At 47.4% G+C, this 20,225-nt stretch carries 15 protein-coding genes; 9 read left to right on the top strand and 6 right to left on the bottom strand.

Annotated elements, in window-relative coordinates; genetic code table 11:
• Positions 1–165 precede the first annotated feature (165 nt).
• The 3 genes from Q0852_RS03725 to Q0852_RS03735 all read right to left on the bottom strand — a co-directional run bounded on the left by Q0852_RS03725 (position 166) and on the right by Q0852_RS03735 (position 2,056).
• Entirely contained in the window at positions 166–1,008 is an 843-nt protein-coding gene (locus Q0852_RS03725; RefSeq protein ID WP_299014016.1) for a tetratricopeptide repeat protein, read from the bottom strand.
• A gap of 244 nt (positions 1,009–1,252) precedes the next feature.
• Positions 1,253–1,426: a hypothetical protein gene (locus Q0852_RS03730; RefSeq protein WP_299014018.1), complete on the bottom strand. Its 174-nt coding sequence runs from the start codon at positions 1,424–1,426 to the stop codon at positions 1,253–1,255.
• 138 nt (positions 1,427–1,564) lie between these two features.
• Positions 1,565–2,056 (bottom strand): NUDIX domain-containing protein, encoded by a 492-nt coding sequence (locus tag Q0852_RS03735; RefSeq protein WP_299014021.1) that lies wholly within the window; start codon positions 2,054–2,056, stop codon positions 1,565–1,567.
• 135 nt (positions 2,057–2,191) lie between these two features.
• Here Q0852_RS03735 and Q0852_RS03740 point away from each other — a divergent pair, with 135 nt between their 5' ends.
• Positions 2,192–2,602: an RNA-binding S4 domain-containing protein gene (locus Q0852_RS03740; RefSeq protein WP_299014023.1), complete on the top strand. Its 411-nt coding sequence runs from the start codon at positions 2,192–2,194 to the stop codon at positions 2,600–2,602.
• Between the two features lie 100 nt (positions 2,603–2,702).
• Here the strand turns inward: Q0852_RS03740 and Q0852_RS03745 are convergent, their stop codons facing one another.
• Complete coding sequence (locus tag Q0852_RS03745; RefSeq protein ID WP_299014026.1) at positions 2,703–4,457, bottom strand: sigma 54-interacting transcriptional regulator; 1,755 nt, start codon at positions 4,455–4,457, stop codon at positions 2,703–2,705.
• 407 nt (positions 4,458–4,864) lie between these two features.
• On the opposite strand from Q0852_RS03745, the gene ygeW reads away from it, so the two are divergent.
• The 7 genes from ygeW to nifJ all read left to right on the top strand — a co-directional run bounded on the left by ygeW (position 4,865) and on the right by nifJ (position 16,953).
• Entirely contained in the window at positions 4,865–6,052 is a 1,188-nt protein-coding gene (gene ygeW / locus Q0852_RS03750; protein WP_299014029.1) for a knotted carbamoyltransferase YgeW, read from the top strand.
• Positions 6,053–6,180: 128 nt separating this feature from the next.
• Entirely contained in the window at positions 6,181–7,383 is a 1,203-nt protein-coding gene (dpaL, locus tag Q0852_RS03755; RefSeq protein WP_299014032.1) for a diaminopropionate ammonia-lyase, read from the top strand.
• Between the two features lie 233 nt (positions 7,384–7,616).
• On the top strand, positions 7,617–8,834 hold the full coding sequence (locus tag Q0852_RS03760) for a YgeY family selenium metabolism-linked hydrolase (protein WP_299014035.1): 1,218 nt from the start codon (positions 7,617–7,619) through the stop codon (positions 8,832–8,834).
• 213 nt (positions 8,835–9,047) lie between these two features.
• Complete coding sequence (hydA, locus tag Q0852_RS03765) at positions 9,048–10,523, top strand: dihydropyrimidinase (RefSeq protein ID WP_299014038.1); 1,476 nt, start codon at positions 9,048–9,050, stop codon at positions 10,521–10,523.
• A 14-nt stretch (positions 10,524–10,537) separates the two neighbouring features.
• Positions 10,538–11,440: a carbamate kinase gene (arcC, locus tag Q0852_RS03770; protein ID WP_299014041.1), complete on the top strand. Its 903-nt coding sequence runs from the start codon at positions 10,538–10,540 to the stop codon at positions 11,438–11,440.
• Positions 11,441–11,685: 245 nt separating this feature from the next.
• Complete coding sequence (locus tag Q0852_RS03775) at positions 11,686–13,317, top strand: NAD(P)-binding protein (RefSeq protein ID WP_299014044.1); 1,632 nt, start codon at positions 11,686–11,688, stop codon at positions 13,315–13,317.
• Positions 13,318–13,326: 9 nt separating this feature from the next.
• Positions 13,327–16,953: a pyruvate:ferredoxin (flavodoxin) oxidoreductase gene (nifJ, locus tag Q0852_RS03780; protein WP_299014047.1), complete on the top strand. Its 3,627-nt coding sequence runs from the start codon at positions 13,327–13,329 to the stop codon at positions 16,951–16,953.
• A 109-nt stretch (positions 16,954–17,062) separates the two neighbouring features.
• On the opposite strand, the gene Q0852_RS03785 is transcribed toward nifJ, so the two are convergent.
• Complete coding sequence (locus Q0852_RS03785) at positions 17,063–18,538, bottom strand: FG-GAP repeat protein (RefSeq protein WP_299014049.1); 1,476 nt, start codon at positions 18,536–18,538, stop codon at positions 17,063–17,065.
• Positions 18,539–19,205: 667 nt separating this feature from the next.
• On the opposite strand from Q0852_RS03785, the gene Q0852_RS03790 reads away from it, so the two are divergent.
• Positions 19,206–19,859: a DUF3157 family protein gene (locus tag Q0852_RS03790; protein WP_299014052.1), complete on the top strand. Its 654-nt coding sequence runs from the start codon at positions 19,206–19,208 to the stop codon at positions 19,857–19,859.
• 107 nt (positions 19,860–19,966) lie between these two features.
• Here the strand turns inward: Q0852_RS03790 and Q0852_RS03795 are convergent, their stop codons facing one another.
• Entirely contained in the window at positions 19,967–20,089 is a 123-nt protein-coding gene (locus Q0852_RS03795; RefSeq protein WP_299014055.1) for a hypothetical protein, read from the bottom strand.
• Between the last annotated feature and the right edge of the window lie 136 nt (positions 20,090–20,225).

Consider the following 20,225-nt stretch of genomic DNA (forward strand, 5'->3'; position numbering starts at 1 on the left):
TATCGGGATTCTTGATATACGTGATCTGCCTCACGCAGGCAGGAGGTTTGCTAGCTTACAGCAGCTAAGGGGAAAGTGCTAATGCTGTAATACCAAACTGAACAATAATCTCGTCCATGGGGGCGAATCAGTATTCAATTTGGTATCAGTAGAATAGATAAATTTCTAATCAGTGAAAGCAATTAGGCTTTCGAAGCGATCGTGTCCACGAAGCGAATCAAAATCTTGTTCGTCTCTTGCCAGCTCTTTGAGCGATGTACTGTGAAGGATTGCTTGTTCAAGATCGGAAATAGCTTGCTCCTCTGAACCTAAGCAGGCATACGCACAGGCTCGCTGATATAACGCGTGGGCGTTACGAGGGTCAAGGTCCAGAACCCGGTTACAGATGCCGAGAGCCCAGTTGAACTCGCGGATTTCCATTGCGGCATCGGCTTTGTAGGTGAGCGCTTCCAAATCGCCTGGGCGGATCTTCAGAATATCATCATAAACTTCAATCTTTTGCTCCGGTGTTTGCATATTTTGCGATCGTAACCAGAGGTTATGGATTTCATTGATGGTTTCGATCTCTTTGTTGTTCTGCGCAATAATTCGGGTTTTACGTTTGAGGTCGCGTTCTAGCAATTGGAATTTTTGTTCATATTGCCTGGCGATATCTTCTAGCTGCTGATCGGCGGCCTGCTTGGTTTTTTCTTTGATTTCTTTCAGGGATTGCCAGCCAATTAAGGCAAATAGAGAGGCGGCACCAGCAATAAGGTAGAAGAAGTACGTGACGGTGACGTTAGCGTAGTTCATCGATTTATCGGCAACGGCCAGTTCGCGGTCAGTAATTTCAATCGTCAGCCGTCGTTCCAGATCCTGTTGCTCCTGGCGCAAGGATTTGAGTTCATCAAGGACGTAGCGTTCCATCAGAGGCTTGTCGTAAAGACTTTCCTGAGAATATTTATCCTGTCCCCACGCAGGTAGTGAAAATAGACTGACGACGAGGATGGATAGCAGCCATTGGTACATATCTGAAGCCCTTTAATTGGTAATTCTTTGGATATTATCATTAATTAGCGAGCAATTTTCAGTGAGCAGGTGTCAATCTTTAAGAAGAAGAGGAAAGTTGATGCTTTTCCCTGGCTAAAACATGATAGAGCAACGAAATTTATTAGCTGAAGTGATATACCCAAGTGAATTGAACCGGCTGTCTAACACTGAAACCTGAAACCTGAACCTTGAAGTCACTTGGGTATATAGTTTGTCTCTAACATTAATGCTGGCGGCATTCAGCAACGTCAAGACCACCCGTTTTCTGTACGGCAACGAGAAGAGCCCGGCGCTTTGTTTCTTGTTCAGGTGTTGTGTTGGTAGGTGATTGGGTGTCTTCAGTGATTTCGTTATCTGGTTGGTTAGAAAACACATAATCTTTGTTAAATGTCAACATGAATTTATACCCTCGATATCAATTTCAATAACAACATCCTGTCGCTTGGCGGTTAAAAAAACATCATCCTTGGTTGAGTTTGTTAGGGATGAGTTACAAGGCGTAGATCATCCTATCTATCGTTTTGCAGGAGGAGCATTAGCCTGCCAGGTAGAGTGAAATGGCTTTTCTGGCGGATGCAAAAGCGAATTTATCTGCTGGTAAATCGGTCATTTTTACCCACTGTATGGCAGCAACATCATCACCAGCGGTAAGTTCAGGTTTATGATCCAGCTCTATCGCGAAAAATGTGTCACAAGTTTTGTATTCGACATTCTTGTACAGGTATGTATTGGGATATGAACCGAAGTACTTCGCGTTTTCCGCCTTGAACATGAGTTCTTCTTCTAACTCGCGAACCAGTGCCTGTTCAAGCGTTTCGTCGTGGTCGACGAAACCGCCGGGAAAATCCCACATGCCTTTGCCCGGTTCTCGTCCGCGAACTGCAACCAGTACTTCATCCTGACAGCGAATGATTGCAAGTACTGCCGTGGCCGTATTGTGAAAATAAGTAAATGCACACTCACTGCATTGGTAAGATTTTTCAGAACTGGCGACAAAAGTGGGTTGGCTACAGGATGGACAATACATACTGATTATTCTTGTTGATAGGTTACTGTTTGAATATTGAGGCGGCAGCATATCTTAGTCCGTTAGGGATTGCCAGTTATCCCCAATAGGAGAATAGGGTAAGATAGGGCGAAATTATCCAATGTGGTTCGTAAAATGTCGCAAGAAGAATTTGAAGTAGAAGCTATTGGCGTTGAGGTTTCCAACCAGCCGATCGAGCTCTATAAGGTGTTGAAGATTGCCAATGCGGTCAGCGGCGGCGGTGAGGCTAAGTTCGCTATTGCCGAGGGCTATGTCGGGGTTAATGGCGAGCTAGAGCAACGTAAGCGCCGCAAAGTGTATGATGGCGATGTGATTGAATTTAACAACGAATTTTACGTAGTGCTTTGCGATCAGCCTGTTGATAAAACGCCGAAGGTTGCTGAGCCTAAGCCAGCGAAGAAAACAGATGGAACTTCAAAGCCAGCTGAAAAAAAACAGGGCAAAAAGAAAAAAGCCAAGCCAGCGGTAGAGACAAATACTGGCCCGGCAGATAAGTCTACCGGACGTAAGCCGATTAGCTTCTGATAGTAGCTAAGCTAATGCCCTAGCCAAGCTAAATAAGTTTGAATTAAAAAGCTGCCCGCAAAATGGCAGCTTTTTTCGTTTTGGGAATTGGCTATAAAGCTTAGTGGTTGTTGTCACTCAAACCGTACTTTTTGATTTTACGGTACAAGGTAGCGATGCCAATTCCCAATTCTTCAGCAACCAACTTCCTGTTACTGAGACGGTTCAGTGCCTCTTCGATACGGATTTTCTCCATCTCCTCCAGGCTCATTGAACATTCGTCTGATTTGATACTGTCTGCCTGCTTGGCCGGTTTAGTTTGCTCAAAATAAGGTGGCAGCAGGTCAACATCAATCTGATCGCCGTCTGGTACAACGTTGACTAGGTATTCGACCAGATTACTGAGCTCACGGACGTTGCCTGGCCAGTGGTAGGCCGTGAGGCGTGCCATGGCTTCGTTGCTAATTCCCGGGTAGCAGACGCCGATCTTGCGGGTATGGATTTCGAGGAAGTATCGAATCAACAGATCTACGTCACCTTCCCGTTCTTTGAGTGGTGGCAGGTGGATTGGGATTACGTTGAGTCGGTAGTATAAATCTTCACGGAACTTATTGGTAGCAATCATCTCAGCAAAATCTCGATTGGTCGCCGAGACGATCCGGATATCAACCGGAATCGCTGTGTTAGAACCTATCGGCATAACTTCACGCTCTTCCAGAACACGTAACAGTTTGGCCTGTAGGGTCATCGACATATCGCCGATTTCATCCAAAAATAGCGTACCTTTGTTGGCGGCCTGGATGAGGCCGGTTTTGCCTTTATTGGAAGCGCCGGTAAAGGCGCCTTTAACATAGCCGAACAGTTCACTTTCAAGAAGTTGATCTGGAATAGCAGCACAGTTAATAGCAATAAAAGGTTTGTCGCTGCGGGTGCTTAAATCATGGACTGCATGAGCAATTACTTCTTTACCAGTACCACTTTCGCCATTAATTAAAACACTTGATGGGCTGCTGGCAATTCGAGATATCAGTGTTTTTAATTGCTGCATTTTTTTGCATTCGCCAATTACACTGGAAAATTGAGGTTGAGGCTCATTGATTACCAGAGATTTATTTGGCTGGTGGAAAGCCATTAAAAAAAGTTGATGGCCAGGGATGTCATGGAATTGGCCTACGACGAGCTCTTGTCGCTCGCCGAGGGAAATAATGTGCTGCTGGTGCCCTTTTAATTCATTATTATGAAGTGATAGCGGCTGGATATTAACTTCAACATGGGATAACTCTTCATGGGTTATATTCAGGTTGTCCAAAGCCTGTTGGTTACCATATTTTACTCGGTTGTTTTCGTCGAGAACTAATACCCCTTGGTCCATGTTTTCTATCAGGCTGCTAAATACCTGATCAAGCCCGTCACCTTTTTCATTTCGTTCCTGAACTTTTGATACAACAATTTGAGCTATATGCTGGACATAATTAGAGAATAGTTGGACGTTATTTTTAATGCGTTCACGAGATTCTTCGCTAAAGGCAACCAGGCTGATGACCCCGATACAGCGATCTTCGATTAAAATCGGAACGCCCAAAAAGGCCGTTTCTCGACAAGCCCCTTTATTGGTACAGCCCTCGCAAAGTGGATCAGTACGTGATTTTACGACTACTTTTTCCTGGTGTGTTTCAAGGATATATCTGAAAATTCTTGAGCTTGTGTTGAGTTTTTTGCCAAAGAATTTGCTATATGGCCCGGTACCTGCGATTCGTACCAGATCGGCATCAACAACTTCAGCGTCGAGTTGAAGTACGGCTGACAACATCTGAGTGAAACGCAGTATTGTTGGCTGCAATTGCATGAGTTCGGATTGCGGGGCGTTTTTCAACATAATACAGGTCTATTTTTGGAAAGACTTAACAAAGTTAATCAACAATACCTTATATCAGCTTGATATATATCACTATTTGAATTGGTTTCGTGCCACGAAATAGGAATTGTTAGCGAGGTCACATAGCGATATCAATATGATAAATGGATTATGTTCTACTATCATTTTGGTCGCTATCACTGATAGTTGTTGATAGTGATTGATAAAGGGTAATGAAGGCAATTAAATGCTTGTTCATTTATCAACCCTTGTATATCAAGGCTTGAGCTGAAAAATTAATTATTTTTTCCAGTCTAAATCGTAATTGGCACAGTTATTGGAATAAGGGAATTAGTTGTCTGTTATGACCCTACAGACTTTTTCCAGCCGCCAACGACATAACAATTTAATTACTGGGAAGAATAAAAATGAAAAGCATTAACGAACTAATCAAGGAAATCAATGAACTAAAATCTGAACTTCATAATAAAGATTTCCTGTTGACCTGGGAACAAACTCCTGAAGAACTAGAAAGTGTACTAAAAACTGCGCAGGCACTAAAAGCAATGCGTAACGAAAACATTGCGACTAACGTATTTAAGAATGGCTTAGGTATTTCGTTGTTCCGAGATAATTCAACCCGTACCCGTTTTTCTTACGCATCTGCTATCAACATGCTAGGCCTGGCCCAGCAGGACCTGGATGAAGGCAAGTCACAAATAGCTCACGGTGAAACCGTGCGCGAGACAGCAAACATGATTTCATTCTGTGCTGATGCTATCGGTATCCGTGACGATATGTACTTAGGCGCTGGTAACGCATATATGCGTGAAGTAGGTGAAGCCTTAGATGATGGTGTGAAAGAAGGCGTATTGCCACACCGTCCGGCACTGGTCAACCTTCAGTGTGATATCGACCACCCGACTCAGTCTATGGCTGATTTGGCATGGCTTGAAGAACATTTTGGTGGCCTGGATAAACTTAAAGGTAAGAAGATTGCGATGACTTGGGCGTACTCTCCAAGTTACGGCAAGCCATTATCTGTACCTCAGGGCATCATCGGCCTGATGACCCGCTTCGGTATGGATGTAACGCTGGCTCACCCGGAAGGTTATGACCTGATCCCTGAAGTGGTTGAAGAAGCACGTAAGAACGCCGAAGCCTCTGGCGGTAGCTTTACTCAGGTAGCGTCAATGGAAGAAGCCTTCAAAGATGCGGATATAGTTTATCCAAAATCATGGGCGCCTTACCAGGTTATGGGCCGTCGTACTGAGTTGCTTCGTGCCAATGATCATGATGGCCTGAAAGCGCTTGAGCAAGAGTGTCTGGCTCAGAATGCCAACCACAAAGACTGGCACTGCACCGAAGAGATGATGAAGCAGACTAAAGATGGCGAAGCGCTATACATGCACTGTCTGCCGGCTGATATCACCGGGGTGTCTTGTGAAGCAGGCGAAGTGGAAGAGTCTGTATTCGAGAAATACCGCATCGCGACTTACAAAGAAGCGAGCTGGAAGCCATACATCATTGCCGCAATGATCTTGAACCGTAAATACCAGGAACCAGGGGAAGTCCTTCAAGAGCTATTGGACGAAGCAGAGAAGCGCGTTAAATAGCGATTTGATGATGGATATATAAAGGTCCGAAACAGCTACAACACTTGGGTTAATGCTAGCCCATTCGCGGGGATACCGCTCCCGTTATCCCCGCATCTCTCACTCTATTTATTCAATGAGGTCTGGTCGTGTCTACATTCTTTCTAAAAATGGAGATAGCCGATAACCGCCATTATAACGGTCAGCAATCTCCTCTATTCACCATTGAAGAAGCGGAAAAAGCCCGCGCTTTCCACAAAAAAGTGGAAGGATATCAGCCTACGCCTTTGCATTCTCTCGACTGCTTGGCCAAAGAAATTGGTGTTGGCAAAATCCTGGTTAAAGACGAAGCACACCGCTTTGACCTATGCGCATTCAAGATGTTGGGTGGTGCGTATGCTATTGCCCGATTGCTATGTGATGAGTTCAAACTCGATATCAACGATTTTGATTTCGATAAATTGAAAAACGATATTCCGGAAAAAATGACCTTTGCCACAGCGACGGACGGTAACCACGGCCGTGGTGTGGCGTGGGCGGCCAATAAGCTGGGCCAAAAAGCGGTAGTTTATATGCCAAAAGGTGCAGCCGATGAGCGTGTGAATAACATTCGCGCTCTGGGTGCCGAGTGCATCGTTACAGACATGAACTACGATGACACTGTTCGTTTAGCGATTAAAACTGCCGAAGAGAACAATTGGAAAGTCGTGCAGGATACCGCGTGGGAAGGCTATACCGAGATCCCAACCTGGATCATGCAGGGCTACACCACCATGGCTGCAGAAGCTGTTGACCAGATGAAAGAGCAAAGCATTGAGCGTCCGACTCACGTTTTCCTTCAGGCTGGGGTAGGCGCAATGGCTGGTGGCGTATTGGGTTACCTTTGCGACCAGTTTGGTGCTGACAAGCTGCACTCTGTCGTGGTTGAACCGGATCAGGCCGACTGTATTTACCGCTCAGGTATCAGTGATAAAGGCGAAATGGTTAACGTTGACGGCGACCTGGCAACCATCATGGTTGGCCTTGCCTGCGGTGAGCCTAACCCAATCGGCTGGCCGGTACTGCGTGATTGCTCAACTCAGTTCGTTTCCTGTCAGGACAGTGTCGCAGCCCTTGGTATGCGGGTACTGGGTAACCCTCTCGGTAATGACCCTCGTGTTGTTTCCGGTGAATCCGGCGCAGTAGGTGCGGGTATGTTGGCAGCGGTTCACTACCATCCTGAGCGTGAACAGTTGATGGAAAAGCTGGGCTTGAATCAAGACTCAGTCATTCTGCTGATCAACACCGAAGGGGATACCGATCCTGTCCATTACCGTGAAGTTGTGTGGCAGGGCAAACACTGCACCCTTTGATGCTTTCTCTTTGCTCTTTCGCCCGGATACTACATCAGAAGTGCTCATTTATAGTCATAAACTCCGCGCTTCTTCTTTGTCTCCGAGCGAAATAGCTGCAGGAAAACACCAAAGCAATTTGTACAAAATTGAGAATTAATAAGCGCCTTGTGTTTGTCATCGAAAGTGCAGGACGCCTTGAAAAGAAATCATGCCGGAAGCGATGACCACCGTCCGGCCCAAGGAGAATTACAATGACAATGAACATCCCTTTCAACAAAGTGTTGGAAAAAGCCCAAGACTACAAAGCTGACATGAGCCAATTCCTGCGCGACATGATTGCGATTCCAAGTGAAAGCTGCGACGAAGAAAAAGTGGTATTGCGCATTAAGGAAGAAATGGAAAAAGTCGGCTTTGATAAAGTTGAAATAGACCCTATGGGTAACGTCCTGGGCTGGATTGGTCATGGTCCGCACTTGATTGCGATGGATGCACACATCGATACCGTTGGTATCGGTAACATGGATAACTGGGAATTTGACCCATACCAGGGTATGGAAGATGACGAAGTGATCGGTGGTCGTGGTGCATCAGACCAGGAAGGCGGCATGGCATCAATGGTTTATGCCGGCAAGATCATCAAAGATCTTGGTCTTGAAGATGAATACACCCTGTTGGTAACAGGTACAGTACAGGAAGAAGACTGTGACGGCCTTTGCTGGCAGTACATCATCGAAGAAAGCAAGATCCGCCCAGAGTTCGTGGTTTCTACCGAGCCAACAGATTGCCAGATATACCGTGGCCAGCGTGGTCGTATGGAAATCCGTATTGATGTTGCAGGCGTGAGCTGCCACGGTTCTGCACCAGAGCGTGGTGATAACGCTATCTTCAAGATGGGTCCTATCCTTAACCAACTGGAAGATCTGTCTCACAACCTGAAAGACGACCCATTCCTGGGTAAAGGTACATTGACTGTTTCTGAAATTTTCTTCACATCACCAAGCCGTTGTGCTGTTGCTGATAGCTGTGCGGTTTCAATTGACCGTCGCTTGACCTGGGGTGAAACATGGGAAGGTGCACTGGAAGAAATCCGTGCTCTGCCTGCAGTGAAAGAAGCTGGCGCAGTAGTATCAATGTACGAATATAACCGTCCTGCCTATACCGGTTTGGTATACCCAACAGAGTGTTACTTCCCTACTTGGTTAATCGAAGAAGAACATGTTGCAACCAAGACGCTGGAAGCATCTTACGAGTTACTGTTCGACAAGAAACCAACTGTAGATAAGTGGACTTTCTCAACTAACGGTGTGTCCATCATGGGTCGTTACGGTATCCCAGTGATTGGCTTCGGTCCTGGTAAAGAGCCTGAAGCACACGCGCCAAACGAGAAAACCTGGAAAGATCATTTGGTAACTTGTGCTGCCATGTACGCTGTTATCCCACAGATGTACCTGAAAGAACTTAAAAAATAATACCGATGTTGATTAATCAGTATTAATACCGTTTTCCGTCCCGAGGGTGTCAATATGCTCTGCCTTAATGTTGACCTCATATCCCCCTCGGGATGGATTTTCTGTTTCTGAATTTTCTTCCTTGGTGGCTTAGGCAAATAACGAATAAGTGCAGCAGGGAGAAGCAAGGCAGTCACCACCTCATGTGTAACGATAGAGACCAAGGATAGCGTTATGATTGCACACCGTTCTTTCTCTTTGGATTTAGACAGGCAGTCGGCGGACGCATTGAATGCCACTTTAATCCGACAGGGGCTTGTCGTTGACCATCAACAGGCGCAAAAAGCAGATATCCTTATTTTAGACGGCAAGATTGCCGATGTTGCCCCCGTTATCTCCGATTATCCTGCCGATACACAAATTATTGATGCTTCCGGTCTGTATGTGATGCCGGGAGGAATTGATGTCCATACCCATTTTAATATCGATGTCGGTATAGCCCGAAGCCGCGACGATTTTTATACCGGAACACGAGCTGCGGCCTGTGGCGGTACCACTACCGTGGTTGATCATATGGGGTTCGGCCCGAAAGGCTGTAACCTGCACCACCAACTGGCAGTCTATAAAGATTACGCCAGAGATACAGCTGTGATTGATTATAGTTTTCACGGCGTGATCCAGCATATTAATGATGAAATCTTGTCAGAAATGGCTTCAATGGTTGAAGAAGAAGGAATTTCAAGTTTCAAGCTTTATCTGACATACGGCTATAAGCTGGATGATGAATCGGTATTAAAGGCACTTATTCAGCTTAATAAAGTCAACGCCCTGACAACCGTACATCCTGAGAATGATGCGGCGATTGCCATGCGCCGGGAAATGTTGTTGGAGCAAGGCAAAACAGCGCCGAAATACCATGCAGAAAGCCGCCCGCTGGAATGCGAGGCGGAGGCAATCGCCAGAATGATTAATCTGGCAAAGCTTGCGGGTGATGCTCCGCTTTATATCGTTCATCTTTCCAATGGTCTTGGTCTTGATTATGTCAGGCTTGCCCGACGCAATAAGCAGCCAGTGTGGGCTGAAACCTGTCCTCAGTACCTGTTACTTGATGAGCGATGTTATGAGCGCGATGATGCTCTGAAGTTTATTCTCAGCCCGCCGCTTCGCCCTGAAGAAGAACGCGAAAAGTTATGGCAGGGCCTGATGGACGGTAGTATTGATACTGTTGCTACCGATCATTGCTCATTTACCTACCACGAACAAAAACAACGCGGAAAAGATAATTTCAGTGCTTGTCCGAACGGGATGCCGGGGGTAGAGAACCGGATGCCGTTGTTATTTTCTGAAGGCGTAATGACTGGGCGCATTAGCCTGAGTCGTTTCGTTGAACTGACCAGTTATTTGCCTGCCAGGTTATTCGGACTATACCCGCAAAAAGGTAGCCTGGCCAAAGGCGCCGATGCTGATCTGGTGCTGTTTGACCCCGAGCAGCAGATCACTATTACCCACAATTTATTACATGACAACACCGATTACACCCCGTATGAAGCAATGAAATGCCATGGCTGGCCGATGATGACTATCAGCCGGGGCAAGGTTGTTGCGTGTAATGGCGAATTTACGGGGAAAGCCGGGAATGGCCGTTTTATTCGCCGCAAACCGTTCCATGCCGATCAAGAGGGCGGAACGGTGGTTAACGAAGAAGAATAATTCAAGGAGTCCACATGAAACCCACTGCAGTTGTAGCCCTTGGCGGCAATGCATTATTACGTCGCGGTGACGCCCCTAGTTTTGAAAATCAGTTGGCAAACATCAAAATTGCCGCAAAAGCGATTGCTGAGATTGCTAAGGAATACCGCGTGGCGATTGTCCACGGCAATGGCCCGCAGGTTGGCTTGCTTGCATTGCAGAATCTGGCATATGACAAAGTATCGCCATACCCACTGGATGTACTCGGTGCTGAAAGTGAAGGCATGATTGGTTATATGCTGGCCCAAGAGCTGCAAAACCTGCTGCCGGAAACGGAAGTAACCAGTTTATTGACCCGTATTGAAGTTGCTGCCGATGATCCGAGCATGCTTGACCCTACCAAGTTTGTCGGTCCGGTTTATAACGAAGAAGAAGCCGGAATTCTGGCTGAAGCCAACAACTGGATCATGAAGCGCGACGGTGAGTTTGTTCGCCGAGTGGTGCCTTCACCAAAGCCAATCAACATTATCGACAAAAAATCCATTGATACTTTGCTGGATGCCGGGCAGATCGTGATCTGTTGCGGCGGTGGCGGGATCCCTGTTTGTCGCGGTGAGTTCGGCTATCAGGGTGTTGAAGGTGTGATTGATAAAGACCTTGCTGCTACTTTGCTGGCAAAACAGCTTCAAGCAGATAAGTTATTGATCCTGACCGATGCAGATGCTGTTTATCTTGACTGGGGGACAGAGCAACAGCGTGCCCTACGCGCTACGACACCGGCACAGCTGGGTGAGTATTCTTTCCCGGCAGGTTCTATGGGGCCAAAAGTCGAAGCCGCAGCTGATTTTGCCCAGTCTGGTGGCCGGGCATATATCGGAGCACTTGAAGAAGGATTAGATGTGCTGGCCGAGCGTGCCGGCACCTGTGTTTCAGCTTAACGTGTTAACTGTTGCTGTTTTATTTAAGAGCGGCATTGAAAGCGTTTATTTGTTCAAGGCTTGGGATAAGTAAACACGCATTCTCCAGCTCAAGGATAAAACAGCGTACAGCTGGGACGTTCTGTATTTCGGGTTACAGCACTTCAAACCTGAAACTAAGTAACTCGAACAGCGAAATGTACCCGTCAAAACAACAGTACATATAAGGGTGTGTTTCATCATTTACCGAAAATAGGTAGAGCATTATGAGCAATTGTCCAAAGGATATGACACTGCCTCCTGACCTAACCCTGAAGAAAGGGTCAGGGCCAGTTCGCACCAGGTTCCCTGTATATTCAAACTCCCTACCGCCATGTAATCACGCCTGTCCGACTGGAAGCAATATTCAGGAGTGGTTAACACTGGCTCAGTCAGAGCAGTACGAAGAAGCATTCCAGGCGCTTATCAAAAATAACCCGATGCCTGCGATTCACGGACGGGTTTGTTATCACCCTTGTGAATCAGCCTGTAACCGTGCCAATGTTGACCAGTCTGTCAGCATTCACGCTGTAGAACGTTTCCTTGGTGATCGGGCTTTGGAGCTGAAGTGGCCGGTTCGTTTTCATGCCAATGTGACAGGCAAACGGGTATTGATTGTTGGTGCGGGTCCAAGTGGCCTGGCGACAGCTTATCACCTGAAACGTAAAGGTCATGACGTTGAGATCCGCGATGCGGCGCCAATGGCGGGCGGTATGATGCACTTTGGAATTCCTGCATACCGTTTGCCGCGGGATATCCTTGAAGGTGAGATCGCCCGAATCGAAGAGATGGGGATCAAAATTGTACTCAACCATAAGGTTGAGGATCTGCTGGCTGAAAAAGTCAAAGGTCGGTTTGATGCTGTCTTCCTGGCAATCGGTGCCCATGTTGGTCGCGGGGTTGATATTCCCAATGATGATCCCGGTAAGGTGATTGATGCGGTTTCTTACCTTCGTGCAATCGAGATGAAATCCGCGCCGAAACTGGGACAGCGTGTTGCCGTTTATGGTGGCGGTAATACCGCAATGGATGCGGCGCGTACGGCACGCCGGATGGGCGCTGACGTGATGGTGATTTACCGTCGCGACCGTGAACATATGCCAGCTCATGACTTTGAATGTGTTGAGGCGATGGAAGAGGGCGTGACTTTCCACTGGCAGCGCACTATTAACAAAATTGATGGCAATACTTTCACGCTTGAAAAAATGGCAATAGACGATACCGGTCGTCCACGTCCTACCGGCGAGTTCGAAACCGTTGCGGCTGATTCTCTGATCCTTGCGTTGGGCCAGAATATCGATACCAAACTCACCAATGACATTCCGGGCGTTGAGCACAAATGGGATGGTACTGTGATAGTCAATGATCAGATGATGACAGGCTATCGTGGTTTGTTTGCCGGTGGTGATATGGTGCCTTGTGATCGTACCGTCACTATCGCGGTTGGTCATGGTAAAAAGGCAGCCGCTCATATTGATGCCTTCCTGAATAACCGCACCTACAGCAAAGTCGCTAAGCAACCGCTTATTCGTTTCGACAAGCTGCATCTTTGGTATAAAACCGACGCTGAACAGAGTGAGCAGCCTGCGATCCCTGTGATCAAGCGTGCGACCTCCTTTGATGAGGTCGTCGGTGGCCTGACAGAAGAAGAAGCTCTGTATGAAGCGCAGCGTTGCTACTCATGCGGTAACTGTTTTGAGTGTAACGGTTGCTTCGGGGCCTGTCCGCATGGAGCAATAACCCGCTTGGGTGAGGGCAAAGGCTATAAAGTGGATTACGACAAGTGTACCGGGTGTGAAGCGTGTTATTCGCAATGTCCTTGTCATGCGATCGAAATGGTCGCGGCCGAAACGGAGTAGGAGCTGATCATGACAGAGAAAACGATTCTTTCGTCCGAGCGAGTCATGCATACTTGCGACGGTAACGAAGCGGCGGCACATATCGCCTATCGAGTAAGTGAAGTTTGTGCCATTTATCCGATCACCCCATCATCCACCATGGCTGAATTTGCCGACCAGTGGGCGGCGGAAGATAAGCGTAATATCTGGGGCAACATTCCCCTGATTGCTGAAATGCAAAGTGAGGGCGGCGCTGCCGGTACGGTTCACGGTGCGTTGCAAAGCGGCGCATTGACCACAACGTTCACCGCCTCTCAGGGCTTGATGCTGATGCTGCCTAACATGTACAAGATTGCCGGTGAGCTGACCTCGGCGGTTTTCCATGTTGCGGCGCGTTCGCTGGCCGCTCAGGGCTTGTCAATCTTTGGTGACCACCAGGATATTATGGCGGCTCGTGGTACCGGTTTTGCTTTATTGGCTTCATCCTCGGTGCAGGAAGCGCATGATATGGCGTTGGTCGCCCATGCCTCGACACTGGATGCTCGTATCCCGTTTATTCACTTCTTTGATGGTTTCAGAACTTCCCATGAAGTGAATAAGATTAGCCTGATCCCAGAAGTGGATATTCGCGCGATGATCTCTGATGAGCTGGTTCGTGCGCACCGTGATCGTGGGCTGAGCCCTGATACACCGTTTATTCGTGGTACAGCACAGAACCCGGATGTTTACTTCCAGGGCCGCGAAACAGTTAATCCGTTCTATGCGAAAACCCCTGAAATTGTGCAGGGCTACATGGATAAACTGGCTGAACTGACTGGCCGACATTATAAGCTGATGGACTACTTCGGTGCGGCGGATGCTGAGTATGTAGTGATTGCCATGGGCTCTGGCGTTGAGACGATCAAAGAAACGGTTGAATATCTGGTCACTCAAGGCAAGAAAGTCGGTGTGCTACAGGTTCGCCTTTATCGTCCGCTTTCTGCGGATCATCTGCTTAATGAGTTGCCGCAGACAGTGAAGAAAATCGCTGTGCTGGACAGAACCAAGGAGCCGGGCGCCAATGCTGACCCACTGTATCAGGATGTGCTGACGTCGCTGGTGGATTCTTTTAATAACGACGGGCAGGAGCACTTTGCTCAGATGCCGCGCCTGATTGCCGGCCGTTATGGCTTATCGAGCAAAGAATTTACGCCTGCAATGGTCAAGGCGATATTTGATAATCTTGAGTTGGATTCTCCGAAACATCACTTCACTGTCGGTATTATTGATGATGTCAGCCACTCCCACCTGGAAGTGGATCCAAGCTTTGATATTGAATCGACTGATGTCGTACGTGCGATGTTCTATGGTCTGGGAGCCGATGGTACGGTCGGGGCCAACAAGAACACCATAAAGATTATTGGTGAGGATCCGGATTATTACGCGCAGGGCTATTTTGTCTATGACTCGAAGAAATCCGGTTCGCAAACCGAGTCACACCTGCGTTTTGGCCATCATCCGGTTAATAGTCCATACCTGATCCAGTCTGCGAATTTTGTAGCCTGTCACCAGTCAACGTTTGTCGACAGCACCGACATGCTGGCGAAGGCGACAGAGAATGCCACCTTCCTGCTCAATACTACGGCTTCTGTTGATACAGTGTGGGATACCTTGCCTGCCCGTATGCAGCATCAGTTGATTGAGCGCAAGATGAAGCTTTATATTATTGATGCGTATAAGGTGGCCCGTGAGACAGGGATGGGTAATCGCATTAATACGATTATGCAGACCTGCTTCTTCGCCTTATCGGGCGTGCTGGAAAAAGATCTCGCCATCGCCAAGATTAAAAAGGCAATCGAGAAAACGTATTCTCGTAAAGGGCCTGAGATCGTGAAGAAAAACTTTGCTGCGGTTGATCATACTCTGGCGCATTTATATGAGGTTGAAGTACCGGCTGAAGTTACAGCCAGCGAGCAAAACAAACCTATAGTGTCGGACAAAGCGCCAGAATTTGTCCAGAAGGTCACAGCTGAGATGATGGCAGGCAAAGGGGATTTAATCCCGGTTTCCATGTTGCCTGTTGATGGTACTTATCCGTCTGCAACGACCCAGTGGGAAAAACGGAATATAGCTCAGAAGATCCCTGTTTGGGAGCAGCAGGACTGTATCCAGTGTGGTAACTGCAGTATCGTTTGTCCCCATGCGGCGATTCGTGCCAAGTTCTATGACAAGTCCATGCTGGAAGAGGCGCCGGAAGGCTTTAAGTCTGCGGGTATTACTGCGAGAGGCTTCCCGGATACTCGCTATACGTTGCAGGTTTACGCTGAAGATTGCACCGGTTGTGGCTTGTGTGTTGATGCTTGTCCAATGGTTGCTCAGGAAGCGACAGAAACCGAGCCAGAGCGCAAAGCAATTAACATGGAATTGAAAGCTCCTTATTTGGAGCAGGAGAAGGAAAATCTCAAGTTCTTCGAAACGATTCCATATAACGATCGGGCACGGGTAGATTTCTCCAATGTGCGTGGGGCTCAGTTCCTTCAACCATTGTTTGAATTCTCTGGCGCATGTTCCGGATGTGGTGAAACACCTTATCTCAAACTGGTGTCGCAGCTATTCGGTGATCGCTTGATGATTGCGAACGCAACGGGCTGTTCGTCAATCTACGGTGGTAACTTACCAACAACGCCATGGGCGAAGAATGCCGAAGGACGTGGACCTGCCTGGGCGAACTCTTTGTTTGAAGATAATGCCGAATTCGGTTTTGGTTTCCGTCTTGCTGCTGTGAAACAGCATGAGATGGCCGAGCAGTTGGTGGTGGAAAACCGCGAGCATTTGGAACCGCTACTTGTAGACCAGTTGCTTCATGCTGAACAGATGACGGAGAGTGATATTCAGGCTCAGATTAAGCGGGTAGATACCTTGAAAGCCCAGCTTAAAGGCGTTGATACTGAATCGGCACTTAACCTGATATCGGTTGCCGATCAGCTGATCCGCCGTTCAATCTGGATTGTTGGTGGTGATGGTTGGGCCTATGATATCGGCTCAAGTGGCTTGGATCATGTGTTGGCAAGTGGGGCTGATATCAACGTACTGGTAATGGATACCGAAGTGTACTCTAACACCGGTGGGCAGATGTCGAAATCGACGCCATTGGGGGCTGTTGCTAAGTTTGCAGCTGCTGGTAAGCAGGCAACCAAGAAAGACGTAGCAATGCAGGCAATTTCCTATAATAACGTCTATGTTGCCAGAGTCGCCTTGGGTGCAGATCCGCAGCAGGTCTTGCTGGCAATGCGTGAGGCGGAGGCTTATCGTGGTCCGTCTATTATCATTGCTTACAGCCACTGTATTGCCCACGGTATTAATATGGAAGATGGCTTGCGTCAACAGCAGTTGGCGGTTAAGTCTGGTCACTGGCCGTTATTCCGTTATAACCCGGCTTTGCGTGATGTCGGTGAGAATCCGTTCTCGCTAGATACCTTGCGTCCGACGATCCCGCTGGAGGAATACCGCTATAACGAAGCTCGTTATCAGATCCTGCGTCGCAGTAACCCTGAGGCCGCGGCAGAAATTACCGGGCATGCTCAGCAGGTTGCTAAGCGTAAGTGGGAGCTTTATGAGGAGCTGGCAACCCGTAGGCAGGGTTCTGTTGCCCCTCATGTTGAGCTTGATAGCCATTAAGTGACTAACTGCTTAATGTGAAAGGGATATAAAGCCCTTTGATTACTGACCAAGGCCTGACAATTTTGTCAGGCCTTTGAGTAAATAGGGGGATAGCAAAGATGGATGATTAATAGATGTACACTGCGCCAGATCTATCTGCCGAACCGGTATCGCTGGTGGTTTCCGAGCCATCGGAGATGATCCCTTTCGCCCCATTATCTTCACTTATAGCCGACGTAGCCAGGGTGCTGCCATCTGCACTTAATGCCACCCTCCAGCCAAAGCAATCACTGGCTCCGGTATTCGAGGCCTTGACATAGGCGTTTTGTATCCAGCTACCTGAAGTATTGCTGAACAGATACACCGCTCCGGAAATACTTTCCGTACTGGAACCTATGGTTTCCGAGCCATCGGTGAAGACTCCTTTCGCCCCGTTACTTTCATTTGCAGCCGCCACAGTTAGGGTGCTGCCATCAGCGCTTAATGCCACATCATAACCAAATATACCACCTCTTTCGGTATTCGAGGCTTTGATGTAGGCACTCTGCGCCCAGTTGCCAGAGGCGTTGCTGAACAGATATACAGATCCGGAGTCAGCTTTTGTACCAGAATCGGTGGTTTCTGAGCCATCAGTGATGACTCCTTTCGTCCCGTTATCTTCATATTTAGCCCCCACCGCTAGGGTGCTGCCATCTGCGGTTAATGCCAGACTATTACCAAAATTATCATTGGCTCCGGCATTCGAGGCCTTGACATAGGCGCTCTGCGCCCAGCTGCCGGAGGCCTTGCTGAATAGATACACCGCGCCGGGGTCTCTTTTTGTATCAGAATCTGTGGCTTCTGATCCATTGGTGATGACTCCTGTCGCCCCGTTATCTTCATATGGAGCAGACACCGCCATATTGGTGCCATCTGCGCTTAACGCAATGCGATAGCCAAAGTTGTCAAATTCTTCGGTATTCGAGGCCTTGACGTAGGCGCTCTGCGCCCAGCTGCCGGAGTTGTTGTTAAACAGATAAACCGCGCCAGAAGCATATTCCGAACCGGTATCCGTAGTTTCTGAGCCATCGGTGATGACTCCTTTTGCCCCGTTATCTTCACCTGAAGCCCCTATTGCCAGGATGCTGCCGTCAGCGCTTAATGCCAGACTATCACCAAATTTATCATCGGCTCCGGCATTTGAGGCCTTAAAGTAACCAATCATCCGAGTAACGGTATCAGCGGTCAGTGTCTTTTCATTTGAGGCTTTGGTGGCATTACCTGAGGTGGCCAGAATAAAGTAATCGGTAGACAGCGCCTTAACCAGGCTGTCAACAGTAATGGTCGCGGTCAGCGCATCGATGACCGAGGTTAACACCTTACAGTTATTGGTTTGTGTCGTATCTTTTTCACATACAGTGTAGGTCACTCCGCTGTTATTCGACGCAGGTGTCCAGGTTAGGGTCATCTGTTTTACGTCGGTAGTACCTGCACTGATGTCAGCGAGATTAAAAGAGGAGAGAGAAGTGTTGTTATTGGTGGCATCGACATTATTGTCATCACTACAGCCTGCCAGCAGGCCAGCTAACAACAACGCTAAAGGGGGATATGTTATCAATTTCATTTTATAATGGTTTTGTGATTTGCGTGCAAAAAAACGATGTATTATTCACGTTTTTTAGGCCTCAGTCAAAATAATTCAAATCTTCCTTTTTTTGCTTAGTAAAGGCGGGGTGAATAGCCTGCAGGCTGCCCTTGGCTGTGTGTAAAGGCTTTCCTGCCATCTCCGAGCTAGGCTACAGCCGTCATTTTCCTCTCTGCAGATCCCTCAGTTAGTAAAAGGAGCCGGATTATTGTGGATTTCATCAACATCTGAATCTGAAAAAACGATGTGTTAACTAGTTGTTATGTCAAATTAGTCAGAAACGGGGGGGATCGTTTAACGGTCAGAGACAAAAAAGCTCCTTTGGGGACTAATGTGATATTGAGTAGCACCCAGTTAGGTCGAACTGTGAAATTTGTCACGTGTCTCAGGGCCGTCAGGCCCTTTTTTCATGATAGGCTTTCCAAACTGATAATTTTATGATTTATCAGCTAAGTTTTTGATAGGTTAATAATACCAAACTGAACAATTAACTCTCCCTTCGGGAGCGCTTCAGCTGCCCGATAACAGCTTCAAATTGTTTTGATGTAGAGGCCACTATATCTTGATTAATTTGGGTTGTTCTCAAACTGCTGAGAGTACTCTGGTTGGATCAGATTATTGTTCTGTTTGGTATAAGGACAAAATAATGAGAAAACTAAACCGGATTTGTTCGGCACTGCCAAAGTTATTGATTGGCTTTACTATGACTGCAATGACAAGCAGCGCACTGGCGGTACCTAAAGTTGCAACGCTTGAAGACGGCCGTCAGGTCATCTTGCATGATGATTTTTCCTGGCAGTATGTGGTTCCTGTTGAACAAAGACAGCATCCGGTTTCTGAGCCTTCATCCATCGACGCAGAGACGACACCTGCCTCTCTTTCCAGCCCTACGGTAACAGCTGCACCTGTTGTTGTAACAGCCATACCGGTAGTGACTTCTGTTCAGGGTATCAAATTTGTTCCTGGGGCGAATAAGAACATTCAGCAACTAAGCCGTTCCGGAGTCGATGTGTTATTGCGCCCTGCGACATACAGAGATGGCGAATTGATGATCCCTACATCTCTGACTAACCAAAGTTCGGAGTCGGTAATTCTTGTCGAGCTGCAGGTAAGGATTCACGATGATAAAGGTCAGGAGCTTGCAAGCCAGCAAGAGAAAATCTGGACATCAGTGAAGCGAATGCCGGAAACCTATTTTCGTCCTAAGACACAGCAGGAAGGTAAGCCTCTGAAAATATCGTTACCAGAAGCTGATAGTTACTACATTGAGGCGGAAATCGTTGAGGTTGAGCATTGGTAGTAAGAGGAAAGGGAGTAGATTTATTTTTTTGTCCCCACCGCTTCATTACCGTTGATAGTGATGAAGCGGTGTGACTAAATGCTAACTAAAGCTGTTTAAGCCTTAGATTAGGATACTTTTTTTAGTGCTTTCTTTAGCTTCTTCAACTTACCTTGCTGCTTGGCAACTTTGGCTTTGCGGGTTTTGATTTCAGTTTTTAGTGATTTCACTTTTTTTGAAACGTTTGCCATTGTTTATCTCCTGATGTCCTATTCAATAGGTGTGGTTGCCATATTGGCGACCGAAACCCTGAGACTACGAAGTTCTAAACTACAGAAGCTTCCTCTGAGCTATCGTTCTCCAAAGCGGATGCATTTTTAGTTTGCG

The sequence above is a fragment of the uncultured Photobacterium sp. genome (assembly GCF_947502415.1).
GTDB lineage: Bacteria > Pseudomonadota > Gammaproteobacteria > Enterobacterales > Vibrionaceae > Photobacterium.